This window comes from Saccharothrix sp., assembly GCF_031180885.1.
Taxonomy (GTDB): Bacteria; Actinomycetota; Actinomycetes; order Mycobacteriales; family Pseudonocardiaceae; genus Actinosynnema.
In genome coordinates this window covers 63304-88667 of sequence record NZ_JAPSLK010000009.1, presented here as the reverse complement: position 1 = coordinate 88667, position 25364 = coordinate 63304, and the positions used below count along the sequence as shown (strand labels likewise).

Sequence of the window (25364 nt, the reverse complement as noted above, 5' to 3'; positions counted from 1 at the left end):
GAGCGTCCAACAAGGACAACTGCTACTCCACCCAGTCGAAGGTCCGGGTCACCGCCTTCTTCCAGAAGTGGTACTGGCGCTCGCGGGTCTCCTCGTCCAGCGCCGGGTCCCACTGCTTGTCCTGCGCCCAGTTCTGGCGGATGTCGTCCTCGGACTCCCAGAACCCGACCGCGAGCCCGGCCGCGTAGGCCGCGCCCAGCGCCGTGGTCTCCGCGACCACCGGCCGGATCACCGGCACGCCCAGGATGTCGGCCTGGAACTGCATGAGCAGCTCGTTGACCACCATGCCGCCGTCGACCTTCAGCGACGTCAGGGCCACGCCGGAGTCGGCGTTCATCGCGTCGATCACCTCGCGGGTCTGGAACGCGGTCGCCTCCAGCACCGCCCGCGCCAGGTGGCCCTTGTTCACGAACCGGGTCAGGCCGACGATCGCGCCGCGCGCGTCGGACCGCCAGTACGGGGCGAACAGGCCGGAGAACGCCGGCACGAAGTACGCGCCGCCGTTGTCCTCCACGGTCTTGGCGTGCTCCTCGATCTCGGCGGCGGTGCCGATCATGCCGAGGTTGTCGCGCAGCCACTGCACCAGCGACCCGGTCACCGCGATGGAGCCCTCCAGCGCGTAGACCGGGGCGGCGTCGCCGATCTTGTAGCAGACCGTGGTGAGCAGGCCGTTCTCGCTCATCACCTTGTCGGTGCCGGTGTTGAGCAGCACGAAGTTGCCGGTGCCGTAGGTGTTCTTGGCCTCGCCGGGGGACAGGCACGCCTGCCCGAACGTCGCCGCCTGCTGGTCGCCGAGGATGCCGGAGATCGGCACGCCGGCCAGCGCGCCGCGCTCCCGGACCTGGCCGTAGGTCTCCGACGACGACCGGATCTCCGGCAGCATGGACAGCGGGATGCCCATGTCGGCGGCGATGCCCTCGTCCCAGCTCAGCGTGTCCAGGTCCATGAGCAGGGTGCGGGAGGCGTTGGTGGGGTCGGTGACGTGCACGCCGCCGTCCACCCCGCCGGTCATGTTCCACAGCACCCAGGTGTCCATGTTGCCGAACAGCAGGTCGCCGGCCTCGGCCTTCGCCCGCGCACCCTCGACGTTGTCCAGGATCCAGCGGACCTTCGGGCCGGAGAAGTAGGTCGCCAGCGGCAGGCCGGTCTTGGGGCGGTAGCGCTCCTGACCGCCGCCCAGGGCGGCCAGGTCCTGGCAGATCTTGTCGGTGCGGGTGTCCTGCCAGACGATCGCGTTGTAGACCGGCTTGCCGGTGGTGCGGTCCCACACGACCGCCGTCTCGCGCTGGTTGGTGATGCCGACGGCGGCGATGTCGCCCGCGGTCAGGTCGGCCTTGGCCAGCGCGCCGGCGGCCACCTGCCGGGTGTTGGTCCACACCTCCTCGGGGTTGTGCTCGACCCACCCGGCCTTGGGGAAGATCTGCTCGTGCTCCTTCTGGTCGACCGAGACGACCCGTCCGGAGTGGTCGAAGACCATGCACCGGGTCGACGTCGTGCCCTGGTCGATCGCTGCCACGTACTTCGTCATGCGTCAGGGTCCTTTCGGGGCGGGGTCAGACCGGCAGGGCCAGGTACAGCAGCGCCGCGAGGGCGCCGCCGACCAGCGGACCGACGACGGGGATCCAGGAGTAGCCCCACTCGGCGCTGCCCTTGTCGCGGATGGGCAGGACCGCGTAGGCGATGCGGGGACCGAGGTCGCGGGCGGGGTTGATGGCGTACCCGGTCGGGCCGCCGAGCGAGTTGCCGATGCCGACGACGAGGAACGCCACCGCCGCGTAGCCCAGCGCGGAGTTGCCGAACTGCGGGATGCCGCCTTCCGCCGCCTTGGCGCCGGGGCTCAGCAGGATCCAGATGACCAGCACGAACGTGCCGATGATCTCGGTGACCAGGTTCCACGGCACGCTCGGCACGGTCGGGCCGGTGCAGAAGATGCCGCGCGTGTTGGGCAGGTCGTCGTGCGTGTCGAACTGCGCCTTGTACGCCGCCCAGGCGAGCACGGCGCCGAGGAACGCGCCGACCATCTGCCCGGCGAAGTAGACGGGCACCTGCGCCCACTCGACTTTGTCCGAGATGGCGAGTCCGAGGGTGACCGCCGGGTTGATGTGCGCACCGCTGGGCGCGGCCACGCTGGCGCCCGCGAAGACCGCGAAACCCCAGCCGAAGTTGATCAGGAGCCAGCCACCGCCGTTGCCCAGGGTGTTCTTGAGGACAACGTTGGCGACGACACCCGCGCCGAGCAGGATCAGGATCGCGGTGCCGAGGGTCTCCCAGACGAAGATCGAGCCATTGCTCATCCGCCGACCTCCTTGCGTTGGCAGGGGACAGCGCTCGTGCCCGGGGTCCGGCGGCGCTGCCCACCCACGATGTGCGTTGACGCTAGTTCGCTTGCTGATCAGTTGTCTACGGTGGCGTACCGGCGGGTAACGTGGTCAAGTCAAGTCCTTGGTCCGGACCAGCCGTCAGTATCAGGGAGGCGTTGCACAGTGGCCACGCGCGAGACGCCCGCCGGAACCGACAACCCTGGTCGACTCGGTCCGCAGGAGCGGGAAACGGCCTGGCAGCGGCTCGGGTCGGAGACGTTCGACCTGGTGGTCGTCGGCGGTGGCGTGGTTGGCGTGGGTGCCGCCCTGGACGCCGCGACCCGGGGCCTGCGGGTGGCGCTGGTGGAGGCGCGGGACCTGGCGTCGGGCACGTCGAGCCGGTCCTCGAAGCTGTTCCACGGCGGCCTGCGCTACCTCGAGCAGCTGGAGTTCGGCCTGGTCCGCGAGGCGTTGCGGGAACGCGAACTGATGCTCACCCGCATCGCGCCGCACCTGGTCAAACCCGTGAGCTTCCTGTACCCGCTGTCGAAGCGGGTGTGGGAGCGCCCGTACACCGCCGCCGGGCTGTTCCTGTACGACACGATGGGCGGGGCGCGGTCCGTGCCGGGGCAGAAGCACCTCACCCGGGCGGGTGCGCTGCGGATGGTGCCCGCGTTGAAGCGCGACGCGCTGATCGGCGGCATCCGGTACTACGACGCGCAGGCCGACGACGCCCGCCACACCATGATGGTCGGCCGCACCGCCGCGCACTACGGGGCGGTCGTGCGGTCGTCCACGCAGGTCGTGGGGTTCTTGCAGGAGGCGGACCGGGTGTCCGGCGTGCGGGTGCGCGACGTCGAGGACGGTCGGGAGACCGAGGTCAGGGCGCACGCGGTGATCAACGCGACCGGGGTGTGGACCGACGAGTTGCAGCGGCTGTCCGGGTCGCGCGGGCGGTTCCGGGTGCGGGCGTCCAAGGGCGTGCACATCGTGGTGCCGCGCGACCGGATCGTGTCCGAGTCGGGGCTCATCCTGCGCACGGAGAAGTCCGTGCTGTTCGTGATCCCGTGGCGGAATCACTGGATCGTGGGAACGACGGACACCGACTGGAACCTGGACCTGGCGCACCCGGCGGCCACCAAGAACGACATCGACTACATCCTCGACCACGTGAACGCCGTGCTGGCCACGCCGTTGACGCACGACGACATCGAGGGCGTGTACGCGGGTCTGCGGCCGTTGCTGGCGGGGGAGAGCGAGTCGACCTCGAAGCTGTCCCGCGAGCACGCGGTGGCCCGGGTCGCGCCCGGTCTGGTGGCGATCGCGGGCGGCAAGTACACGACGTACCGGGTGATGGGCGCGGACGCGGTGGACGCGGCGTCGGTCGACCTGCCGGGGCGGATCCAGCCGTCGATCACGGACAAGGTGCCGCTGATCGGTGCCGACGGTTACCACGCTCTGGTGAACCAGGCGGACCAGCTGGCGACCCGGTACGGGCTGCACCCCTACCGGGTGCGCCACCTGCTGGACCGGTACGGCTCGCTGGTGCACGAGGTGTTGGGCGCGTCGGACGCGGAGTTGCTTCGGCCGGTGCCCCACGCGCCGGACTACTTGCAGGTGGAGGTCGTGTACGCGGCTTCGCACGAGGGTGCGCTGCACCTGGAGGACGTGCTGACGCGGCGGACCCGGATCTCGATCGAGTACCCGCACCGGGGTGTGGACTGCGCCGAGCAGGTGGCCCGGCTGATGGCCCGCGTCCACGGGTGGGACGAGGCGCAGGTGGCCCGCGAGGTCGAGATCTACACGGCCCGGGTGGAGGCGGAACGGGCGTCGCAGACGAAGCCGGACGACCAGGCGGCGGACGCGGTCCGCTCGGCGGCTCCGGAGGCCCGGCCGAAGATCACCGAACCCGTGAGCTGACCGCGCCTGTCCCGCGTCGGGGGTGGGGCTTGGGTGTCCCGGTCGGTGGGCGTGGCACGATCGGCGCGTGTCCACCGATCTCGCGCTTGCCCTGCGTCTCGCCGATGCCGCCGACGCGATCACGACTGCCCGGTTCCGCGCGCGGGACCTCGTGGTGGAGCGGAAGCCCGATCGGACTCCGGTGACCGACGCCGACGTCGCCGTCGAGGACGCGATCCGGGAGTTGCTGGCCGGCACCGGTGACGAGGTGGCCGGCGAAGAGCGGGGCGGGGACGTCGGGGCCGGGCGCACGTGGGTCGTGGACCCGATCGACGGCACGAAGAACTTCCTGCGCGGGGTGCCGGTGTGGGCGACGCTCATCGCGCTCGTCGTGGACGGGACGCCCGAGGTCGGGGTGGTCAGTGCGCCGGCGTTGGGGCGGCGGTGGTGGGCTGCCGCCGGGCAGGGCGCGTTCACGCGGGACGCGGGCGGGGAGCGGAAGATCGCCGTGTCGGGGGTGCGTGACCTGTCCGACGCGTACCTGTCCACCACGCACCTCGGGTCGTGGGTGGAGCACCACTCGCGGGAGGCCTACCTGCGGCTGGTGGACGCCTGCTGGGAGAACCGGGCGTTCGGCGACTTCTGGCAGCACTGCCTGGTCGCCGAGGGGGCCATCGACATCGCGGCCGAGGCGATCGTGAACCCGTGGGACGTCGCGCCGTTCCAGGTGCTGGTGCGGGAGGCCGGCGGGCGGTTCAGCGACCTGAGCGGGGTGGACCGGTTCGACGGCGGGAACGTGCTGTCGACGAACGGTCACCTGCACGACGCCGCCCTGGCCGTGCTGGGGTCAGGAGTGGCCTAGGGCTTCCTCGTCCTCGGGGGAGTCGTAGGAGCGCTTGATCCGCGGCCGGAAGTCGGCCTCGGGGAAGACCCACTTCTTGTAGCCGTACCAGCGGAACGCCATGGCGATGGCGGTGCCGATGATCTGGGCGCTGGTGAAGTCGGCGATCTCCTCGACCAGTCGGCTGACGTTGGGCTCCTGGAGGTGCAGCAGGTAGCGGGACACCCACAGGGGCACCGAGTTGATGCCGATCGCCAGGCCGTTGACCAGGAAGAACAGCGCGGCCTCGTGGTGGCGCTCCCGGCCGCCGCGGGTGCGGAAGGACCACTCCCGGTTCAGCACGTAGGACACGATCGTGGCCACCAGGGTGGCGATGATCTTCGCGGTCACCGGTTTCTCGGTGAGCACGGTGGACTTCAGGCCCAGGAAGATCGCCGTGTCGATGATGAAGCACGTGCCACCGACCAGGGCGAACTTCAGCAGCTCTCGGTGCCGCAGCGCGATCTTGCGCAGCGGCGCGGGCAGGCGGCGGACGACGCTCTCGACAACGGACACTCAAGGCAGTGTACGGAGAACGGGTGAAAGCGCTGTTCACGCCACTGCGTGGGGTGTGGGTCAGGCCACTTCGCGCTCGTCGTCGGCGACCACGCGCAGCGGGCGGACCTCGGGGCGCGCGCCGGCCTCCGGGAAGACGACCCTGCGCATCGCCCAGAACTTGAAGGCGGTCGCGGCGAGCATCCCGATCACCGAGCCGCTGAGGAAGTCGGCCACCTGGCTGTGCAGGTCGAGCACGTGCCGCGACAGGTACAGGGGCGCCAGGTTCACCGCGATGCCCAGGCCGCTGACGATGAAGAACAGCGCGGCCTCGTGGTGCCGCTCACGGCCGCCCCGGGTGTGGAAGGACCACTCGCGGCTGAGCACGTAGGACGAGATCACCGCCACCAGCACGGCGATCGCCTTGGCCGTGACCACCTTGTCCTGCAGGACGGTCAGCTTCAGGGCGTACCAGATGCCGTTGTCGATGACGAAGGTCGTGCCGCCGACGACGGCGAACCTGATCAGTTCGCGGTGCTTGTTGATCAGGAAGCGGACCGGTTCCGGGAGACGGCTGAAGGCCCTGCGCACGAGTGGCAGCACCGGGGCAGCCTACCCACGGCCGTCCCGAACCGATCACGAAGGGGTGCGGCAGAGATCCGGGAGCAGGTCGCGCAGCCCCGGGGACAGCCACGGCTGGCCGGGCGGGTCGGTGCGGCCGGGCGGGTCCTCGCGGTCCGGCGGCGGCGGTGTCGACGGGTCGGTGGACCTCGGCGTGCCCGGCTCCGTGGTGGGCGGCTCCGTGGGCAGCGGGAGGGTTGGCGGCGGGAGGGTTGGCGGCGGGAGGGTTGGCGGCGGGAGGGTTGGCGGCGGGAGGGTTGGCGGCGACGGCAGCGTGGGCTGGTCGGTCGGCTCGGTGGGCTCGGTGGTGGTCACCGCGGGTTTGGTCGGTTTGGTCGGCTTGAGGGCGACGACCAGGGGCTCCGGGTCGACCACGGGCGGTTCGGGGACCTGGCCCTCGCCGTCGCCGGGGTGCAGGTTGACCGGGACCACGACGCTCTTGGTGGCCGTGCCCAGGGTGGCGGTCACGGTGACGTTCCCGCCCCGGTACGGCAGCCCGAACGCCCACACCGACAGGCGGAACGACTCCCCGCGCTCGAGCGGCCGCTCGCAGGTGATCAGGTGGTCGCCCTGCTGGCAGTCCGGGCGCATGGCCACGACGTGCACGTTCTCGTCCGACTCGACGACCAGCCGCAGCGTGCCGGCCTTGCCGCCGGTGTTGGCGGCCCGGATGTCGATGCGCGGGTCCCAGTACCCGTGGTGCCACTTGTGCACGGCCAGGTCGACCTCGTCGTCGGCGGGCTGGACGGCCACGTCGACCCGGACGTCCACGGACACCGCGGCGCCCGCGCTGATCGTGCCGGTGATCACGGCCGTGCCGCCCTCGTAGTCGTGGTCGACCTTGAGGCGGAAGACGAAGGTCGCCGACCCGCCGGGCGCGATGCCCCGTTCGGTGGCGCACGTGATCTCGCCGCGGCCCGCCGGGCAGCCCACGGTCTGCTCGGGGGCGCCGTCCAGCCGGACCAGGCGCTGCCCGGTGAACGACTGGCCGGGGCCGACCGCCTGCACGCCCGGCGGCAGCCGGAGCGCGGCGCCGACGGGCTCGGACGCGGTCTCGCCGGTGTTGCGGACCGTGATCGGCAGCGCGACCGGTGGCTCGTTGGGCCGCAGGGTGAACCCGCTGGGCACGGTCGGCACGAGCGTCGGCGGCGTCGGCTGGGGCTGCGGCTCGGGTTCGGGCTGCGGTTGCGGTTGGGGTTGCGGCTGGGGCTGCGGTTGCGGTGCGGGCGTCGGCTGGTCGGGGCTCGGGGTGGGCGACGGCGTCTCCGACGGCGTCTCCGACGGGGGTTCGGCCGCCGGTGGTGGCGGGGGCAGCTGCGGCGGCTGGGTCGGCTGGCTGGAGGCCGGTGGCGGCGGCACGACCTGGGCGGCCGGCACCTGCTGCTCGCCGCCCGACGCGAGCCCGATCGCCACCGCGACGGCGAGCGCCGCCACCGACGCCGCGGTGCCGAAGATCTGGCGGGGCGCGGACGTGGCGGCGCTCGCCGCGCCACCCGCGCCGGCGCCCACCGCGACCACGGTCGCGGCCTTGGCGGTGGTGGCCGTGGCGGCCAGGTAGCCCGCCGCGCCGACGCCCAGCACCAGCGGTGCGACGAACGCGCGCAGCGCCCCGTTGACGTCGGCCAGTTCGGCGGCCAGCGAGCGGCAGTCGGCGCACTCGTCCAGGTGCGCCTCGACCTGCGTGGTCTCGCGCTTGGACAGGCCGCCGCGGGTCCACGCGCCGAGCCGGTCGACGGTGGCGCGGCAGCGCTCGGCGGTGGTCTCGGCGAGGTGCACCTGGAGGTAGGCCTGGCGCAGGCCCTCGCGGGCCCGGTAGGCCAGCGCGGACACGCCGTTGGCGGTCAGGCCCAGGATGGGCGCCACGTCGGCGGGCGACTGGCCCTCGATCTCGGTGTGCCACAGCACGGTCTGCCAGCGCTCGGGCAGCCGGGCGAACGCCTTCGCGGCCAGCGAGCGCTCCAGCCCGGCGACCGCGGTGTCCCGGAACGGCACGGCGGTCTGCTCGGGTGCGACCTCGGACACGTCCTCGGCGAGGTCGACCTTCTTGTCCCGCCGGGTCTTGTCGTAGGCGGTGTGCCGCAGGGCGGTGAGCAGGTAGGCGCGGAACGCCGAGTCCGGCCCGCGGCCCGCCTGCAGCGTCTCCAGCACCTTGGCGAAGGCGTCGGACACCAGGTCGTCGGCCTCGGCGGACGAGCGGGTGAGCTGGCGGGCCAGGTTGTAGGCCGCGCTCACGTGGCGCTCGTAGAGCTGCCCGTAGGCGTCGATCGCCCCGCCGCGCACGGAGTCGATCAGCTCCGCGTCGCTCGGTCCCTGGACGTCAGCAGGAACGGTCGCCACGTGTTTTCCCTCCTCGCGCGCCCAGTGTGACCTACCGCATCGAGAGCAGTCACGTCGAACCCCCCAACTGGGACCCGTACCGCCGTCATGGATGAGGTGTGGCGACGTCACGTATCCGAATCCCCAGGTCGAGGAGGCATCCGGGTGGGTGTGCGGGAAGCAGCCAAAGGTGGCGCCGGTCGACGGTCCGACGCGCGGCGCTCCGGCTCCGGCGACGAGGCGCGAGCCCTGAGATCCAGGTGGCGCACGGCGACGATGGCGGCGGGGTGGGCGTACCCGGCCGACTGGCCGCTGGCCGAGGTGGACGAGGTGTGCGGGGTGCTGATGGGCGCGGCCGACCCGAGCGCCGCGCTGTACCGGCTGGGCAGCGCCCGGGCGGAGGCGGGCGCGGGCCTCGCGGAGACCCTGCTGGACCTGGCCGCGCTGCACGCGGTCCTGGCCGAACCGCCCGGGTCCACCGGCATCGTGTCCCCGAACGTCGACGCCATCCCGGCCCGGATGCTTCGAGCGACCGCGCTGGGTTGGGGCGACGTGATGTCGCGGCAGGCGTCCAACTGCGCGGCGGACAACCCGCTGACCGGGCTGGCGACCGCCGCGTACCTGCGGACCAGGTTGCGCGAGGTGTACGCGGAGAACCGGGCGTCCGGGCGCGACGACTACGTCCTGGTGCTGGTGCGGCTGGACCTGAGCCGGACTACGGGCTGGTCGCGGGTGGTGGCGATGACGCTGCTGGCCGACGCGCTGCGCGAGGTGTTCGACTCGGGCGAGACGATCGCGTCCATCGGGCCGTCGGTGGCGGCGGTGCTGCTCAAGCGGGACGAGCGCCTGCACCGGGCGGTGCTGAACCTGCGCGTGCTGACTGCGGACCGCTTGGCGGTGGATCCGCACGTGGCGCCCAGTGGCCCGGCGAAGGTGTGGCTCGAACCCCTGCCCACGACCTACGAAGGCGCGTCGGAACTGCTCACCGCGCTGGGTCGCTGACAACTCGGCCGCTGACCGCTCGGGGCCGCCGGCTCCGCACAGACCCGGGCGCTGCTGAGACCCCTGTCCAGCGCCCGCCCTGAAAACTCCCCTCCCCCTGCCAGGCCCGTGCCGCCCGCCCCCCGGCGGCACGGGCCTGGCGCTTTTGTCGACCGGGCCGGCGTTGACAGGGTCGGGCGTGTTCTGGTCTTCTAGTGTCTTAGTTGAGTAGAACACTTGGGAGGCGGCGGGTGGAGTTCCGCATCGACCGGGCCAGTGGCCTCCCCGCTTACCTGCAGCTCGTGCGGCAGGTGCGGGAGGCGCTGCGGTTGGGGTGGCTCGTGCCGGGGGACCGGCTGCCGACCGTCCGCGACGTCGTCGCGAGCAGCGGGGTCAACGCGAACACCGTGCTCAAGGCGTACCGGGAGCTGGAGCTGTCCGGCCTGGTGGAGGCGCGCCAGGGCTCGGGAACGTTCGTCAAGGCAGCGCTCGGCTCGGGCGACCCGGAGGTGATGGCCGCGCTCAGAACGCGGTTCGCCGAGTGGGTGCGGGCGGCGCGGGAGGCCGGCTTGGACACCGAGGACATCGACGCGCTGGTGCGCTCGGTCCTCACCGAGGGGGAAGGAGAGGCGGTCGCATGACGACCGTGGTCGAGTCTGTCGACACCACCGCGCTCGCGGTGCGCACCCAGGGGCTGGGCAAGCGGTACCGGACCAAGTGGGCGCTGCGGGACTGCGCGTTCGAGCTGCCCGCCGGCCGGGTCGCGGCGCTGGTCGGCGCGAACGGCGCGGGCAAGACGACGCTGATGAGCGTGCTGGCCGGGCTGCTCAAGCCGGACGAGGGGACGGCGGTGACGTCCGGCCGGGTGGCGTTCGTGTCCCAGGACAAGCCGGTCTACCGGCACTTCTCCGCCGCGGACATGCTGCGGATGGGCGCGCGCCTGAACACCGTCTGGGACCAGACCCGCGCCGAGCGGTGGCTGGAGCGGTTCGAGATCCCGCTGGGCAAGGCGTGCGGGAAGCTGTCCGGCGGTCAGCAGGCGCAGGTGGCGTTCGCGTTGGCCATCGGCTCGCGGCCGACCGTGCTGATGCTCGACGAGCCGCTGGCCAACCTCGACCCGCTGGCCCGCCGCGAGGTCACCGCGGAGCTGCTGACGGAGGTCGAGGAGACCGGCATGACCGTCCTGCTGTCCACGCACGTCGTGGCCGAGCTGGGCGGGGTCGCCGACTACCTGCTGCTGCTCGCCCACGGCCGCCTGCTCGCGGGCGGTGACCTGGACGAACTGCTCGCGCGGCACGTCCTCTACACCGGGCCGAAGTCGGACGTGCCGCCCGCGCTGGGCACGGTCGTCGAGGCGCGCCACCGCGGCAACCAGTCGACGTTCCTGCTCGAACTGCCCGAGGACCAGCCGCGGCCGGTGGTCGCGGGGCAGTGGACCGAGCGCCCGGTGACGTTGGAGGACTACGTGCTCGCGCAGCTCGCGGCCACCCGGAAGGGGATCGGCGCATGACCGTGACGGCGGTTCCCGTGCAGCGGCGGGACAAGGTCGGCTGGGGCGACCTGGTGTGGCTCACCTGGCGGCAGCACCGCTGGTCCATCGGCGGGCTCGCGGTCCTCCTCGGCGTGGGTGCGGTGGTGTGCCTGGTGGTGGCCGCGGTGGTGCGCAACACCGGTCGGGTCGACATGCTCGGCGTCATCGGGGTCTACGGCCTGAGCCAGCTCGCCGCGATGGCGCCGATGGGGATCGGTGCGGTCATCGGGGTGTTCTGGGCGGCTCCGCTGGTGTCGCGCGAGTACGAGCAGAAGACGTCGGTCGTGGTGTGGAGCCAGGACCTGTCGCCGGCCCGCTGGACGCTGGGCAAGATCGTGCTGCTCGGGGTGCCCGCGGTGGGGCTGGCGGCCGGGTTCGGCTCGTCGGCGCTCGTGCTGGCACGGGCGGTGAACAGCACGTTCCCGCCGGAGTGGCAGCCGTACCAGCCCTTCCAGCAATTCGTGTTCGAGGCGTCGCCGCTGGTGCAGATCGGGTACGCGGCGTTCGGCTTCGGTCTCGGGCTGGCGCTGAGCGCCCTCACCCGGCGGACGATCGTCGCGATGGCGTTGACGCTGGGCGGCTTCATCGTGGCCCGCATGGTGGTGGCGATCGGGTGGCGGCCGTACTACCAGACCCCGGTGCGCGAGGTGTGGCCGTACGGCGAGGACAGCGAGCGCCCGTACGGTCAGCTCGCGCAGGACCACGGGCTGCACGTGGACGGCGGCTACCTCGACGCGGCGGGCCGCGAGGTCGACTTCCCCATGGTCTGCGCACGCACCTCCACCGACGGGAACAGCTTCCAGAAGTGCATGGCGGACCACGGGGTCGTCAGCCACTTCACGGACTACCAGCCGGTCGAGCGGGCGGGGACGTTCCAGGTGATCGAGTTCTTCGTGTTCGCCGTGCCGGCGGTGGCGCTGCTGGTGTTCGCCTACCACTGGGTGAAGCGCTCGCACCGGATCTAGTGCTCGCGCCTGATGTCAGGTGCGCTTCGAAGGGCGGTCCCGCACACATCGGGGGTGTGCGGGACTGTCCTGTTCGTGCGCGAGACCGCGTCGGTTTGTCGCGCCCCGGTTCCCCCGATCAGCTCTTCCGGTCGGAGGGAACCGGGGCGCGACGGACCGACTACCAGGCGGTCTCGCCGCCGCGACGTCAGTCGCGGCAATCCAGCACAGTAGGATCCCTCTACCGTGGACTCCCGAACTCGTCTTCCCGTTGTCGGCATGATCGGCGGCGGGCAGCTCGCGCGCATGACCCACCAGGCGGCCATCCCCTTGGGGCAGTCGTTGCGGGTCCTCGCCGAGTCTGACTCCGATCCCGCGGCGCTGGTCGCGCGGGACGTCGAGCTGGGGAAGCACACCGACCTCGACGCGTTGCGGGCGTTCGCCAAGTCGTGCGACGTGCTCACGTTCGACCACGAGCACGTGCCGCAGGAGCACCTGCGGGCGCTGGTCGCGGACGGCGTGCGCGTCCACCCCGGTCCCGACGCGCTCCAGCACGCCCAGGACAAGCTGGTCATGCGCGAGCGGCTGGGTGCGCTGGGGTTGCCGGTGCCGCCGTTCCGCGAGGTGACCGACGCCGCGGACGTGCTGAAGTTCGGCGCCGAGCACGGGTGGCCGTGCGTGCTGAAGGCGCAGCGCGGCGGGTACGACGGGCGGGGCGTGTGGATGTTGAACACGCCGCAGAGCGCGCAGCGGGTGGTCCCCGAGCTGCTGGCTGCCGGGACGCCGCTGATGGTCGAGCAGTGCGTGCCGATGCGGCGGGAGCTGTCGGCGCTGGTCGCCCGGTCGCCGTTCGGGCAGGGCGCGGCGTGGCCGCTGGTGGAGACGGTGCAGCGGGAAGGCATCTGCGTCGAGGTCCTGGCGCCCGCGCCGGACACCGGTGCGCTGGGCGAGCAGGCCCAGGAGCTGGCGCTGCGGATCGCGGCCGAGCTGGGCGTGGTCGGGCTGCTCGCGGTGGAGCTGTTCGAGACCGCCGACGGCCTGGTGATCAACGAACTGGCCATGCGCCCGCACAACTCCGGCCACTGGACCATCGAGGGCGCGCGGACGTCCCAGTTCGAGCAGCACCTCCGGGCGGTGCTCGACTACCCGCTGGGCGCCACCGACCTGGTCGCGCCGGCCGTCGTGATGGCCAACGTGCTCGGCGCCGCGGACGCCCCGGAGATGGGCCCGGACGAGCGGCTGCACCACCTGTTCGCCCGCTACCCGGACGCGCACGTCCACCTGTACGGCAAGGCCGAGCGGCCGGGCCGCAAGATCGGGCACGTGACGCTGCTCGGGGAGCGGATGGACCAGGTGCGCGAGCGGGCGCGGCTCGCGGCGCACTGGCTGTCCCACGGGGTTTGGCTGGACGGTTACGACATCCACGGAGGACAGCGGTGACGTCGGTCGGTGTGATCATGGGCAGCGACTCGGACTGGCCGGTGATGAAGGCGGCGGCCGAGGCGCTGGCGGAGTTCGACGTGGCCCACGAGGTCAGCGTGGTCTCCGCGCACCGCACGCCCCAGCGCATGATCGACTACGCGCGTTCTGCCGCGTCCCGGGGGTTGAAGGTGATCATCGCCGGTGCGGGTGGGGCGGCGCACCTGCCGGGGATGGTGGCGTCGGCGACGGTGTTGCCGGTGATCGGCGTGCCGGTGCCGTTGAAGTACTTGGACGGCATGGACTCGCTGCTGTCGATCGTCCAGATGCCGGCGGGGGTGCCGGTGGCGACGGTGTCGGTGGGCGGGGCGCGCAACGCCGGGTTGCTGGCGGTGCGGATGCTCGCGGCGTCGGACGCGGGGTTGCAGGCGCGGATGGCGGAGTTCCAGGAGTCGCTCGAACGGTTGGTCCTGGAGAAGGACGAGGCCCTGCGCGCTTCTCTTTGAGCGCTTCAGGCGGCGCTTCGCTGTTCGAGCGGACGTGCTGGCGCACTGCGCGGTGAAAGAGCCCCGCTGCGCGACGAGGCCCGGGCGGCGGGTGGTGTGCGTGCCCGACGGGCGTTGCGCGCCGGTTGCGACACCCTCCCGGCCCCTGGTGGCCGAGTCCTGTTTCCGCACGTCCGGGCGCTTGTAGTACAGCGCACACGGGATATTCCAGTGAACGCGCGCTAACATCTCCGGTAGGTCCTGCTACTCGGAGGTAACTTGACGTGGACGCGAGCTTCGGTACCTACCAGCTGGCCGAGGAGCACGAAGCGCTGCGCGAAGCGGTCCGAGCACTCGCCGACAAGGAGATCGCGCCGTACGCGGCCGACGTCGACGAGCAGGAGCGGTTCCCCGTCGAGGCCCTGAACGCGCTGGTCAAGTCCGGGTTCGCGGCGGTCCACGTGCCCGAGGCCTACGACGGGCAGGGGGCCGACTCGGTGGCGACGTGCATCGTCATCGAGGAGGTCGCGCGGGTGTGCGCGTCGTCGTCGCTGATCCCGGCGGTGAACAAGCTGGGCACGATGCCGATCCTGCTGTCGGCCTCCGAGTCGCTCAAGCAGCAGGTGCTGCCGTCGATCGCGGCGGGCGAGGCGATGGCGTCCTATGCGCTGTCCGAGCGCGAGGCGGGCTCCGACACGGCGTCCATGCGCACGCGCGCCCGGCTCGACGGTGACCACTGGGTGCTCAACGGCACCAAGTGCTGGATCACCAACGCGGGCGAGTCCACCTGGTACACGGTGATGGCCGTGACCGACCCCGACGCCCCGAAGAAGTCGCAGGGCATCTCGGCGTTCGTGGTGCACAAGGACGACCCGGGTTTCGTGGTCGGCTCGAAGGAGCGCAAGCTCGGCATCAAGGGCTCGCCGACCCGCGAGATCCACTTCGAGAACTGCACCATCCCCGCCGACCGCATCATCGGCGAGCCTGGCACCGGCCTGAAGACCGCCCTGAAGACCCTCGACCACACCCGTCCCACCATCGGCGCACAGGCGGTCGGCATCGCGCAGGGCGCGTTGGAGCAGGCCATCGCGTACGTCAAGGACCGCAAGCAGTTCGGCAAGTCGATCTCGGAGTTCCAGGGCGTCCAGTTCATGCTGGCCGACATGGCCATGAAGATCGAAGCGGCCCGCCACATGGTCTACGTGGCGGCGGCGAAGGCCGAGCGCGGTGAGCCGAACATCGGCTTCATCACGGCGGCGGCCAAGTGCTTCGCGTCGGACGTGGCGATGGAGGTGACCACCGACGCCGTCCAGCTCTTCGGCGGCGCCGGCTACACCCGCGACTTCCCGGTCGAGCGCATGATGCGCGACGCGAAGATCACCCAGATCTACGAGGGCACCAACCAGATCCAGCGGGTCGTGATGTCCCGCGCTCTGCTCAACGGCTGAGTGCACCGGTGCGGTCTGGTGGTTTCGCCTTGCGCGGGACCCCGGACCGGAACCGTCACTTCCCGATCAGGAATGTGCGTACAGCTCGTTGAACTCCCGCTCGATCCACAGGATGTGCAGGACCGCTCCGGTCCGAACGCCGGCCATCGGCTTGCGCCCGTCGTAGCACAGCACGATGAACTGGTCCGCATCGGCGAACTGCGGTGGGATGCCGGGGTCGCCACGCGGCGAACCCGCCGTAGGTGTTCCACACCTTCATCAAGAACTGCGCGGTCGTCTCGTCGACGTCGGCCCACGAGAAGGAGTCGCTCTCCGGAAGCCGGATCGGTTCGCTCCCGAAGTCCTTGAACGCCCGGTAGACCTCGGGCACGACCGGGCCGTGCGACCACGCTTGCAGGTCTTCCCGGAACAGCGGTGCACCAGCCCATGCCAGGTGGTGTCCCTGGGCGTAGTAGAGCAGCTTCTGGAGCTTGAGGTTGGTGAGGTGGGCCTGCTCGACCTCCTCGGCCCACGCCGAGAACCACTTCGCGATCGTGAGCGCCGAGTACTCCGCCATCCGTCCACCTCCCCCCAGTCCGATGTGACCATCGTTCCACCCGGCACCGACAACCCGTGGGCTGTTTCCGCTGGTCTGGAAGGGTTCACCCGAAGAGGGGAAAGGCCGTCCCGGACGACTGAACATGCGGTCGCCGGCACCGCCTTGAACACAGTGCGGTGCCGGCGAACAGGAATCCGGCCGCAGTCGAGAGGGCGCGGCACGTCGCTCGACAGAGGACTCGGGCGTAGCCTGCGCCGCATGGCGAAGGTGATCCTCGCGGCAGGGGTGTCGGTGGACGGGTTCTTCGAAGGGCCTGACCGGGAGATCGACTGGCACCGGGTGGACGAGGAACTGCACCTCCACTTCAACGACTGGCTGTCGCGGGTGGACGGGTTCATCCACGGCCGGATCACCTACGACCTCATGGCCGCCTACTGGCCCACCGCCGACCGCGAACCCTCCGCCACGCCCGCCGAGGTGGAGTTCGCGGGCATCTGGCGGGACAAGCCGAAGATCGTCTACTCGCGGACCCTCGGTGAGGCCGGGTGGGGGTCGACGATCCGCCGGGAGGTCGTGCCCGAGCAGGTCAAGGCGTTGGAAGGGACCTTCACGGTCGGTGGGGCCGAACTGGCCGACGCCTTCGTCGGGCACGGGCTGATCGATGAATACCGGATCTACGTGCACCCGGTGGCGATCGGCGACGGGCGGCCGTTGTTCCGGCGGGCGGTGGATCTGGAACTGCTCGACACGCGGACCTTCGGCAACGGAGTCGTGCTGCTCCGCTACGCCCCGGCCAAGTAGGTCTCCAGGCGGTCGTAGCTGGTGTCCGCGCCGCTGGTCATGCCGGTGTCCATCGCGCGGTCGCGGGCTTCGCGGTCGGGGAACTTCATGGTGTGCACGACCACCGTCCGCGAGCCGGAAGCGGTGAACGTGGTGGTGTTGACGGTCGCCGGCCAGTCGTCGCCCCACGACTCGGTCTGCACCAACTTCGAGAACGGCGTCACCTCGACGTAAGTACCGGTCATCGCCATCTCCGTGCCGTCGGCCCGCCGCCACACCATGTGCCACCGGCCGCCGGGGCGCAGGTCGACCTCGCACACCGGCATGGTCCAGCCCTCGGGGCCGAGCATCCAGTGGACGATGTGCTCCGGGTCGGTGAACGCCTCGAACACCAGCTTCTGCGGCGCGTCGAACGTCCGGGTCACCGCCACCTCCACGTCGGAGGGCGTGGTCCAGGCGCTGGTCTCAGTGGTCATCGGACTGCTCCTTCATCCGCTCCAGGTAGGCGTCCAGGCGGCGATAGCTGTCGTCCCAGAACCGGCGGAACCCGTCGGTCCACTCGCTGACCTCCCGCAAGGGCGTCGCGTCCAGGGTGCACGGCCGCCACTGGGCGTCGCGACCCCGCACCACGAGCCCCGCCCGTTCGAGCACCTTGAGGTGCTTGGACACGGCGGGACCGCTCATCGCGAACGGGGCCGAGAGTTCCTTGACGGTGGCCGCGCCCTCGGCGAGGCGGGCGAGGATGGCCCGCCTGGTCGGGTCGGCCAGGGCCGCGAAGGTGAGGCTCAGCGGATCGTCTGCCATGGAGTGCCTAACTTCTTGGTTATCTAACCGATTGGTTTTCTACGCGCCTGTCGAGACGCTGTCAACCCGGTCCGCGGGGCGGGAAATGGTTGAAATTTCATATAGCGTCGGGCGCGACCAAGGTCCGACCAGGAAGGAACACAAGATGGTTCGCGTGAGCGACGTGGCGGCTCTGCTCGGCCGGATCGGCGTCGGCGTGGTGTTCGTCGCGCACGGCTGGCAGAAGTTCACCGAGTGGGGGCCCGCCGGCACCGCGCAGGCGTTCGAGGGCATGGGCGTGCCGCTGCCCGCGGTGTCCGCCTGGTTCGCCGCGCTGGTCGAACTCGTCGGCGGGGCGCTGCTCATCGCGGGCGCGGCCCTGCCCGTCGCCGGGGTCCTGCTGTTCGTGGACATGATGGGCGCGCTGCTCATCGTCCACCTGCCCAACGGGCTGCTCGGCCAGGGCGGCTTCGAACTCGTGCTCGCCCTGGGGGTCGCGGCACTGGCGCTCGGGTTCAACGGTGGCGCGCTCACCCTCGACCGGGTTCTGCGCCGGAAGACGGCGACCGCGGACGCATAGCCGACGGTGGCGGCTGGCCGGCGAGGGCGGGCGCGCTAGCCGACCAGGTCGAGAGTCGTGTGCTCGCCGGCGCGGCGGGCGGGGAGGGCGTCCGGGTTGGCGTTGCTGACCTGGACGAGCGAACCGCCGCCCGCCAGCACGGCCAGGAGGCCGTTCAGCAGTCCGTCCGGGTGCGTCCACTCCACAGTGGACAGGACGCGCGAAGATGCCGTGATGCCAAGGGTTTCGGCCCGCTGCTTGGCCTCGGCCACCACCTCGTCCACAGTGGACTGACCCAGCGCGTGCGTGGTGCCCGGCACGGGAGCCCACGGCATGAACTCGTCGCCGAACACCCGGACCTCGTCCACGTAGTCCACCGGCGCGCCGCACCCCATGCCCATCGGGTGCAAGGACACCGTCGCGACCACGTCCGCACCGGGCGCCTCGCCACCGGGCGCGACGAACGCGACCTTCGCGCCCGCCGGGTCGTCGGTCACCGCCGCGCCGCACCACCACGCGCCCAGCAGCACGCCCGCGGTCTGCCAGTGCGCGGGCAGGAGCACCGCCACCGGGTCGCCCGGCTCGACGTCGTGCTCGTCGCGCAGCCAGTTCGCCGTCTTGGCCGCCCAGTTCGCGATGGTCGCGCGGGACAGCTCCACCCGGGTGCCCGCCGCGTCGTCGTAGTGCGTGATCAGCGGACGGCCGGGACCGGCGGCGAGCAACGGCGTGAACAGGACTTCCGTGACGGTCATGTGGTCAACCCTGCCACTCCCGGCGCCGCGGCGCGTGAGAGGGGTCAGTCGATGCAGGGCGGTCCCTGGGCGGCGGCCCGCCGGGCGCCGTCGAAGGAGAACGCCGGACGGCCGCCGAACTTCTGGCCCGACGTCGTGGTGGGCGGGGTCGGGGTCTTCTCGCCCAGCACCTCCGCCACGAACGCCTTCACCTGCGCCGGGTCCACGGTCACCACGCTCTGCCCGCGCTCGTTCACCGCGCCCACCCCGGTCACCGGGATGGTCGTGAACTCCACGTTGCCGCCCGCCAGGCCCTGCGCGTGCCCGGCCAGCGTCGCCAGGTCGAACTTCTCGTCCACCACGACCGACTTGCGCATGGCGTCCAGCAGGCCGTTGAGCTTCGCCGGGTCGGCGAGCGTGCCCGCGGACATCAGCCGGGACACCGCCGCGGACAGGAACACCTGCTGCCGCGTGATGCGCCCGAGGTCGCCGTTCGGGATGTTCTTGCGCTGCCGCACGAACGCCAGGGCGTCGCCGCCGGAGATGCTCTGCACGCCCGCCGGGAAGTCCGCGCCCGAGTCCGGGTCCCGGGTGGCGTGCTTCAGGCACACCTCGACGCCGCCGATGACCTGGGTCAGCAGGTAGAACCCGTACAGGTTCACCTCGGCGTAGTGGTCCACCCGCACCCCGGTCAGGTCCTGCACGACCTGCACCAGCGCCCGCCGCCCGGCCTGGTCGCCGCGCTTGGACCGCTCCTCCAGGTCCGCCACGCCCTCCGCGGCCAGCCGCTCCATGGTGAAGAACTTGGTCACCCCGTACGCGGAGTTGATCTTCTCCGGGCCGTGGTCGGGGATCGTCACGTAGGTGTCGCGCGGGATCGACACCGCGCGGGCCTTGCCGCCGTTGCGCGGCACCCGCACCACGATGATCGTGTCGGTGTTGACCGTGTCGGTCGCCTCGGTGCGCAGCTCGCGCAGCACGTTGGCGGGCAGCAGCCGGCCCTGCGCGTCGGTGCGGCTGTCGCTGCCCACCAGGAGGATGTCCAGCGCGCCGTCCTCGACCGGTGGCGCGTTGGGGATGTCCTCCAACGCGGTCAGCACGTCGGTGGTGTTCACGCTCTCCTGCACGCGCTTCAGCGTCGCCCAGCTGTACCCGGACACGGCGAGCACGGCCGCGGACAGCAACGCGACCAGAGTGCGCCCGATGATCCCCGCGGCCTTCACTGGCGACCCTCCCTCTGCACGCGCGCCGGTGGCGATCAGGCTAGTCGGCTTGCGCCGGTCGGACGTCGGTTTCCCGCCGGAGCGGGCAGTTCAGTTGACGCAGACCACACCGTCGGCGGTGATCGGGGGAGTCGTCGAGGGGACCGTGGTGACGCCGCCCGCCGACGCCTGCTCCGGCTCGTCCGACGGCGGCGCGACGGAGTAGTCGGCGCCGACGTGGACGTGCACCTGTCCCCTGGCCACGGAGTCGTCCTCGACCGCCGTCGCGTTACCGCCCAGGGCGGAGATCACCCGGTCGGCAGCGGCCTTCTCACCCGGCGCGTACCGCACCTCGGTGGTGGCGAGGTAGCTGCCGGTCTCCGCGTCGCCGCGGAGGAAACCCTTCTGCACCAACATGCCCAGCACGGTGATGGCCCGGCCCTGGGTGCCCGAGGAGTTGAACACGTGCACCGTGATGCTCGACGGCGGCGGCCCGGACGGCGTGGTCGTCGGCGCCGACGAGGACGACGAGACCGGGTCGGTCGCCAACGACTTGATGAACTGCCGCACCTGCGCGGGGTTCACCGGCAGCACGTTGCCGTCGGACCACGTGTCGGTCGGGTCGCCCACCGGGATTGTGCGGAACTGGATGTTGCCCGACACCAGGCCCTGCATCTGCTCGGCGAACTCGGTGATGTTCCAGCCCTCGTTGAGCACCACCGACTTCTTGATCGCCGACACCAGCCCGTCGAGCTTGGCGAAGTCGGTCAGCGTGCCGGTGGACAGCACCTTGCGGGCCAGCGCGCCGATGAACACCTGCTGGCGCACGATCCGGTCCAGGTCGCCGCCGGGCAGCCCGCCGCGCTGGCGCACGAACGACAGCGCCGCCGCGCCCTCCACGGTCTGCCGGCCGGCCGGGAAGTCCGCGCCCGACGCCCAGTCCCGGGTGGGCTGGTTCAGGCACACCTCGACGCCGCCGATGGCCTTGGTGACCTCGTAGAACGACGCCAGGTTGACCTCGGCGTACCGGTCCACGGTGACCGCGCCGCCGGTCAGGCCTTCGATGGTCTTGATCAGCGTGCGGCGGCCCGCCTGGGTGGACTCCCGCTCGATGCGCGCCTCGTCGGTCACGCCCTCGTTGCGCAACCTCTGCGCGGTGTCGTTGCGCTGCCGCGCCATCGCCGAGTTGAGCTTGTGCTTGCCGAACCCGTCCGCGATGTCCACGTAGGCGTCGCGCGGGAACGAGATGGCCACCGCCCGCGTGCCGTCCTGCGGGATGTGCACCAGGATCATCGTGTCGGTGTTGAGCGTGCCGTCCGCGACGCCGCCGTTCAACAGCGCGAGCACCTCCGGGGAGAGGGGCTTGCCCTGGGCGTCGGTGCGGCTGTCCACGCCCACGAGGAGGATGTCGATGGCGCCGTCCAGCGGCTTGCGCGCCACGCCCTGCTCGTCGACCTGGGTCTGGATGACGTCGGTGGTGGTGATGCCCTCGTCGATGTCCCGGAGGTAGTTCCAGCCGTACCACGTGACGAGCAGCACAGCCGCCGACACGACGGCGATGAGGGAACGCCCCGTGACCACAAGCACACGCAGCGCGATCGACCTGCTGGTCGATGTGGGCGGACTCGTGTCCACTGGCGCTGCCTCCCCCGGTGTGCGCGGCTGCACCCCAGGCTAATGGGGAAGTGCCGCGGCGGTCCTGTAGTTCTTCATATACGGGAGACGCTGTAACAACCGGGTGGGTTGCACGGGTTTAACACCGTGACAGACTGCGATGGACGACCGCTACGAAGGGCAATTGACCATGCGCGTGCTGGTGACGGGTGGGGCCGGGTTCATCGGCTCGCACTACGTGCGGGAACTGGTGGGCGGCGCCTACCCGGCCTACGGCGACGCCGAAGTCGTGGTGCTGGACAAGCTCACCTACGCGGGCAACGAGGCCAACCTCGCGCCGGTCGCGGACAGCCCGCGGTTGACGTTCGTGCGCGGTGACATCTGCGACCGCGAGCTGGTGGCCGACCTGATGGGCCGGACGGACGTCGTCGTGCACTTCGCGGCCGAGTCCCATGTGGACCGGTCGATCTCCGGGTCCGCCGATTTCGTGCTCACGAACGTGCTCGGGACGCAGACGCTGCTCCAAGCGGCGCACGACGCGGGCGTGGCGAAGTTCGTCCACGTGTCCACCGACGAGGTGTACGGCTCCATCGAGGAGGGGTCGTGGACCGAGGACCACGTGCTTGAGCCCAACTCGCCGTACTCGGCGTCGAAGGCGTCCTCCGACCTGCTGGCGCGGGCGTTCCACCGCACGCACGGGCTGCCCGTGTGCATCACGCGGTGTTCGAACAACTACGGGCCGTACCAGTTCCCGGAGAAGGTCATCCCGTTGTTCGTCACGAACCTGATGGACGGCAAGAAGGTGCCCCTGTACGGCGACGGGCTCAACGTGCGCGACTGGCTGCACGTCGACGACCACTGCCGGGGGATCCAGTTGGTGCTCGAAGGCGGGCGCGGCGGCGAGATCTACAACATCGGCGGTGGGACCGAGCTGACCAACCGCGAGCTGACCGAGCGCCTGCTGGAGGCGACCGGGCGGGACTGGTCGTACGTGGAGCCGGTGACCGACCGGAAGGGGCACGACCGGCGGTACTCGGTCGACATCACGAAGATTTCGACGGAGCTGGGTTACGCGCCGCAGGTCGACTTCGCGGCTGGGTTGGCGGCCACCCTCGAGTGGTACCGGGACAACCGGGCCTGGTGGGAGCCGCTCAAGCAGCGCGCGGCACTGGCGGGCTGAGCGGCGTGCTGGCGTTGTTGGTGCCCGGAGGGCGCGGGCAGCTCGGGCGGGATTTGGTTGCGGCTGCGCCTGCGGACGGGTTGGTGCACGGGCCGTCGTCCGGTGAGTTGGACGTGACCGATCGGGAGTGCGTGGCCGATGCGGTGGCGTCTTTTGCTTCGTCGGCGCGGGATGGCGGGTTGAAGCCCGTTGTGGTGAATGCGGCTGCCTATACGGCGGTTGATGCGGCGGAGACCGATGAGGAGCGGGCTTCGCTGGTGAACGCGGTGGGGCCGGAGTTCTTGGCTCTGGCTTGTGCTGCGGAGAACGTGCCGTTGGTGCATGTCTCGACTGATTATGTGTTCGCGGGGGATGGTTCACGGCCCTACGAGCCTGGGGATGAGACTGGGCCGCGTTCTGCTTACGGGCGCACGAAGTTGGATGGGGAGCGGCGGGTTCTCCAGGCGTGGCAACGGTCTTGGGTCGTGCGGACGGCTTGGGTGTACGGGGCCGGCGGTCCGAACTTCGTGAAGACGATCGCGCGGTTGGAGTCGGAGCGGGCGGAACTGTCCGTTGTGGACGATCAGTGGGGGTCGCCCACGTGGTCGGCTGATTTGGCGGTCGGGTTGGTGCAGTTGGCTTCGCTGGTGGTGGGCGAAGGGCCTGCTTCTCGGGTGCTGCACGCGACTGGTGGTGGCGAGACCACGTGGTTCGGGTTCGCGCGGGCGATCTTCGAGGAGTTGGGGGCTGATCCGGCTCGGGTGAAGCCTTGTGGGACAGCGGACTTCCCGCGACCGGCGCCACGTCCGGCGTACTCGGTGCTGTCCGGGAAGGAGTGGGAGGCGGCCGGGTTGACGCCGTTGCGGCCTTGGCGGGAGGCGTTGCGGGAGGCGTTCGCGGTCGGTGCGGTGCCCTGAACCGGCTTGGTTGAGAGTACGTAGACCCCGGTGACGGTCCGACGTATCCGGGGAGTGGTGGTCGAGTGCGGCACAGCATGGACACGGACGTGTTCCGACACGCCGCGCACAGCCCGTCGTACTTCGAGCTGTCCCGGCGGCTCGGGTCCGGGCTGGTCGACTTCTGCATCCCGTGCAACCCGTACTTCCCGACCCCGGAGATGTTCGCCGAACTGGGGCGGAACCTGGAGTCGGTGCTGAAGTTCTACCCCAGCGACACCGGTGCCATCGCGGCGCAGTTGGGGTCGGTGCTGGGGATGAACCCGGCGACCATCGCGCTGGCGAACGGGTCCACCGAGCTGATCACGTGGATCGACCGGCTGTGGGTCGAGGAGTCCGTGGCCGTGCCGGTGCCGACGTTCGGGCGGTGGACCGACCAGCCGCTGGAGACCGGCAAGCGGGTGGACATGTTCCTGCTGCCCGAGGCGGACGGGTTCGAGCTGGACCTCGACGAGTACGTGAAGTTCATCCGGAACCGGGGGTCGCGGGTCGCGGTGCTGTGCAACCCGAACAACCCCGACGGTGGGTACCTGCCCCGGCGGGAGGTGGTGCGGTTCCTGGACGAGCTGGCGAACTTGGACTTGGTGGTGGTGGACGAGTCTTTTGTTGATTTCGTGGAGGTCGAGCGGAACCCGTCGGTGGCGCTGGAGGCGACGATCCGGCCGAACGTGGTGGTGCTGAAGTCGTTGGGGAAGAACTTCGGGCTGCACGGGGTGCGGTTCGGGTACATGGTGGCGAACCCCGGGTTGGTCCGGGTGATGGCTGCCGCCTTGCCGAAGTGGAACCTGAACTCGTTGGCGGAGGCCGTGATCTTCATGTTCCGCGATTATGCGGAGGAGTACCGGGAGAGCTTGGTGAAGCTGTCCATGGACCGGTACCGGATGGGGAGCGAGCTGGCCCGGGTGCCGGACCTGGAGGTGTTCCCGTCGCAGGCCAACTTCCTGCTGGTGAAGTTGACGGGGGAGGTGGGTGGGGCGGAGATGAGGGACCACCTGTTGGGCAAGCACCAGGTCTTTGTGCGGGAGTGTTCCAACAAGCTGGGGTTGTCGGGGCGGTTCTTGAGGTTGGTCGTCCGGCCGCAGGAGGACGTGGAGCGGTTGGTGACGGGGATGCGGGCGGTCACCGAGGGCCGCTGGGAAGCCGACCGCCCGACGCTGGTCTCCTGACGTCAGACGTCTCGCCAGCGGACGCAGGTGGGGCGTTGGGCGGTGGTCAGGAATTCGCCGAGGGCCATGGCCAGGGTTTCCACCGGGACGCCGGCTCCCGCCGGGTAGTCGACGTACTCCGAGCGGTACTCGGGGGAGTCCTGCTCGCCGTCCAGGGTCGAGTAGTCGTGGTCCGGGTCGGCGTAGGTCAGGTAGCCGTAGCCCTGGTGGACCGCCGCCGCCACGTCGTGGTCCGGGATCTGGGTCTGGCCCGGTTCGCCCAGGAGGCCTTCGGTGTCGTCCATGAGGGGACGGTCCTGGTGTTCGATCACCGCGGGGCCCGCGCCGGGCTCGGCCAGGCGGCTCAGGAGGGTGTCCACGTCCTCGGGCGTCTGCACGGTGAGCTGGTCGGCGGCTTCCGTGTCGTCCGGGTCGTTGATCGGCCACACTGCGGTGAAACTCATGCCGGCATCATCGCAGTGAACGCGGGGAGTGACCACCTGAGGTGGGTGTTGCGCCGTTGGAGTGGACCGGCCTTGTCGCACTGGTTTTGCGCGCGAGCCGTGCGGGAGCCTGTG

Annotated in this window: 26 protein-coding genes; 14 read left to right on the top strand and 12 right to left on the bottom strand. The window is 70.9% G+C overall.

Going from position 1 to position 25364, the window contains the following annotated elements:
• Nucleotides 1-22 precede the first annotated feature (22 nt).
• Nucleotides 23-1528: a glycerol kinase GlpK gene (gene glpK / locus RIN75_RS14485; RefSeq protein WP_309112416.1), complete on the bottom strand. Its 1506-nt coding sequence runs from the start codon at nt 1526-1528 to the stop codon at nt 23-25.
• Between the two features lie 25 nt (nt 1529-1553).
• Nucleotides 1554-2294: an MIP/aquaporin family protein gene (locus RIN75_RS14480; protein WP_309112415.1), complete on the bottom strand. Its 741-nt coding sequence runs from the start codon at nt 2292-2294 to the stop codon at nt 1554-1556.
• 189 nt (nt 2295-2483) lie between these two features.
• Between RIN75_RS14480 and RIN75_RS14475 the strand changes: the two genes are divergently transcribed.
• Together RIN75_RS14475 and hisN are read left to right on the top strand one after the other, a co-directional pair.
• Nucleotides 2484-4220, top strand: coding sequence for a glycerol-3-phosphate dehydrogenase/oxidase (locus RIN75_RS14475; protein WP_309112414.1), 1737 nt, complete (start codon nt 2484-2486; stop codon nt 4218-4220).
• A 67-nt stretch (nt 4221-4287) separates the two neighbouring features.
• Nucleotides 4288-5061, top strand: a complete 774-nt coding sequence (hisN, locus tag RIN75_RS14470) for a histidinol-phosphatase (protein ID WP_309112413.1) — start codon at nt 4288-4290, stop codon at nt 5059-5061.
• Here hisN and RIN75_RS14465 read toward each other — a convergent pair.
• Genes RIN75_RS14465 through RIN75_RS14455 form a run of 3 tightly spaced genes read right to left on the bottom strand, consistent with a single transcriptional unit; the run spans nt 5047 to nt 8532 of the window.
• Entirely contained in the window at nt 5047-5595 is a 549-nt protein-coding gene (locus RIN75_RS14465; RefSeq protein WP_309112412.1) for a GtrA family protein, read from the bottom strand. The two genes, hisN and RIN75_RS14465, sit on opposite strands and share 15 nt — an antisense overlap.
• Nucleotides 5596-5655: 60 nt before the next feature.
• Nucleotides 5656-6174 (bottom strand): GtrA family protein, encoded by a 519-nt coding sequence (locus tag RIN75_RS14460; protein ID WP_309112516.1) that lies wholly within the window; start codon nt 6172-6174, stop codon nt 5656-5658.
• Between the two features lie 36 nt (nt 6175-6210).
• Nucleotides 6211-8532 (bottom strand): sigma-70 family RNA polymerase sigma factor, encoded by a 2322-nt coding sequence (locus tag RIN75_RS14455; RefSeq protein ID WP_309112411.1) that lies wholly within the window; start codon nt 8530-8532, stop codon nt 6211-6213.
• 255 nt (nt 8533-8787) lie between these two features.
• Between RIN75_RS14455 and RIN75_RS14450 the strand changes: the two genes are divergently transcribed.
• The 7 genes from RIN75_RS14450 to RIN75_RS14420 all read left to right on the top strand — a co-directional run bounded on the left by RIN75_RS14450 (nt 8788) and on the right by RIN75_RS14420 (nt 15319).
• Nucleotides 8788-9513, top strand: a complete 726-nt coding sequence (locus RIN75_RS14450) for a GGDEF domain-containing protein (protein WP_309112410.1) — start codon at nt 8788-8790, stop codon at nt 9511-9513.
• 230 nt (nt 9514-9743) lie between these two features.
• Entirely contained in the window at nt 9744-10133 is a 390-nt protein-coding gene (locus RIN75_RS14445) for a GntR family transcriptional regulator (protein WP_309112409.1), read from the top strand.
• Nucleotides 10130-11002, top strand: coding sequence for an ABC transporter ATP-binding protein (locus tag RIN75_RS14440; protein ID WP_309112408.1), 873 nt, complete (start codon nt 10130-10132; stop codon nt 11000-11002). The genes RIN75_RS14445 and RIN75_RS14440 overlap by 4 nt, the downstream gene beginning before the upstream one ends.
• Complete coding sequence (locus RIN75_RS14435) at nt 10999-11988, top strand: hypothetical protein (RefSeq protein ID WP_309112407.1); 990 nt, start codon at nt 10999-11001, stop codon at nt 11986-11988. Before RIN75_RS14440 ends, RIN75_RS14435 begins: the two co-directional genes overlap by 4 nt.
• A gap of 225 nt (nt 11989-12213) precedes the next feature.
• A complete protein-coding gene (locus RIN75_RS14430) occupies nt 12214-13407 on the top strand; it encodes a 5-(carboxyamino)imidazole ribonucleotide synthase (protein ID WP_309112406.1) in 1194 nt (397 codons plus the stop codon).
• Between the two features lie 17 nt (nt 13408-13424).
• Nucleotides 13425-13892, top strand: a complete 468-nt coding sequence (gene purE, locus RIN75_RS14425; RefSeq protein ID WP_309112515.1) for a 5-(carboxyamino)imidazole ribonucleotide mutase — start codon at nt 13425-13427, stop codon at nt 13890-13892.
• A 263-nt stretch (nt 13893-14155) separates the two neighbouring features.
• A complete protein-coding gene (locus tag RIN75_RS14420; RefSeq protein ID WP_309112405.1) occupies nt 14156-15319 on the top strand; it encodes an acyl-CoA dehydrogenase in 1164 nt (387 codons plus the stop codon).
• A 55-nt stretch (nt 15320-15374) separates the two neighbouring features.
• On the opposite strand, the gene RIN75_RS14415 is transcribed toward RIN75_RS14420, so the two are convergent.
• Nucleotides 15375-15875 carry a type II toxin-antitoxin system antitoxin SocA domain-containing protein gene (locus RIN75_RS14415; protein ID WP_309112404.1) on the bottom strand — a complete coding sequence of 167 codons (501 nt, stop codon included), beginning with the start codon at nt 15873-15875 and terminating at the stop codon, nt 15375-15377.
• Between the two features lie 240 nt (nt 15876-16115).
• On the opposite strand from RIN75_RS14415, the gene RIN75_RS14410 reads away from it, so the two are divergent.
• Nucleotides 16116-16658 (top strand): dihydrofolate reductase family protein, encoded by a 543-nt coding sequence (locus tag RIN75_RS14410; RefSeq protein ID WP_309112403.1) that lies wholly within the window; start codon nt 16116-16118, stop codon nt 16656-16658.
• Here the strand turns inward: RIN75_RS14410 and RIN75_RS14405 are convergent.
• Complete coding sequence (locus RIN75_RS14405) at nt 16640-17113, bottom strand: SRPBCC family protein (protein ID WP_309112402.1); 474 nt, start codon at nt 17111-17113, stop codon at nt 16640-16642. The genes RIN75_RS14410 and RIN75_RS14405 overlap by 19 nt on opposite strands.
• Nucleotides 17103-17441, bottom strand: coding sequence for a metalloregulator ArsR/SmtB family transcription factor (locus RIN75_RS14400; protein ID WP_309112401.1), 339 nt, complete (start codon nt 17439-17441; stop codon nt 17103-17105). The genes RIN75_RS14405 and RIN75_RS14400 overlap by 11 nt, the downstream gene beginning before the upstream one ends.
• Before the next feature lie 145 nt (nt 17442-17586).
• Here RIN75_RS14400 and RIN75_RS14395 point away from each other — a divergent pair, with 145 nt between their 5' ends.
• On the top strand, nt 17587-18000 hold the full coding sequence (locus RIN75_RS14395) for a DoxX family protein (RefSeq protein ID WP_309112400.1): 414 nt from the start codon (nt 17587-17589) through the stop codon (nt 17998-18000).
• 35 nt (nt 18001-18035) lie between these two features.
• On the opposite strand, the gene RIN75_RS14390 is transcribed toward RIN75_RS14395, so the two are convergent.
• The 3 genes from RIN75_RS14390 to RIN75_RS14380 all read right to left on the bottom strand — a co-directional run bounded on the left by RIN75_RS14390 (nt 18036) and on the right by RIN75_RS14380 (nt 21463).
• Complete coding sequence (locus tag RIN75_RS14390) at nt 18036-18731, bottom strand: TIGR03089 family protein (RefSeq protein WP_309112399.1); 696 nt, start codon at nt 18729-18731, stop codon at nt 18036-18038.
• 44 nt (nt 18732-18775) lie between these two features.
• Nucleotides 18776-19933, bottom strand: coding sequence for an LCP family protein (locus RIN75_RS14385; RefSeq protein ID WP_309112398.1), 1158 nt, complete (start codon nt 19931-19933; stop codon nt 18776-18778).
• Between the two features lie 90 nt (nt 19934-20023).
• Nucleotides 20024-21463 carry an LCP family protein gene (locus tag RIN75_RS14380; protein ID WP_309112397.1) on the bottom strand — a complete coding sequence of 480 codons (1440 nt, stop codon included), beginning with the start codon at nt 21461-21463 and terminating at the stop codon, nt 20024-20026.
• Between the two features lie 253 nt (nt 21464-21716).
• On the opposite strand from RIN75_RS14380, the gene rfbB reads away from it, so the two are divergent.
• From rfbB to RIN75_RS14365, 3 genes are all read left to right on the top strand, one after another.
• On the top strand, nt 21717-22706 hold the full coding sequence (gene rfbB, locus RIN75_RS14375) for a dTDP-glucose 4,6-dehydratase (RefSeq protein WP_309112514.1): 990 nt from the start codon (nt 21717-21719) through the stop codon (nt 22704-22706).
• 5 nt (nt 22707-22711) lie between these two features.
• The gene (rfbD, locus tag RIN75_RS14370) at nt 22712-23602 is read left to right on the top strand and encodes a dTDP-4-dehydrorhamnose reductase (RefSeq protein ID WP_309112396.1); all 891 of its coding nucleotides are present in this window, start codon (nt 22712-22714) and stop codon (nt 23600-23602) included.
• 65 nt (nt 23603-23667) lie between these two features.
• Nucleotides 23668-24807: a histidinol-phosphate transaminase gene (locus RIN75_RS14365; protein WP_309112395.1), complete on the top strand. Its 1140-nt coding sequence runs from the start codon at nt 23668-23670 to the stop codon at nt 24805-24807.
• A 2-nt stretch (nt 24808-24809) separates the two neighbouring features.
• Here the strand turns inward: RIN75_RS14365 and RIN75_RS14360 are convergent, their stop codons facing one another.
• On the bottom strand, nt 24810-25250 hold the full coding sequence (locus RIN75_RS14360) for an Imm1 family immunity protein (RefSeq protein WP_309112394.1): 441 nt from the start codon (nt 25248-25250) through the stop codon (nt 24810-24812).
• Between the last annotated feature and the right edge of the window lie 114 nt (nt 25251-25364).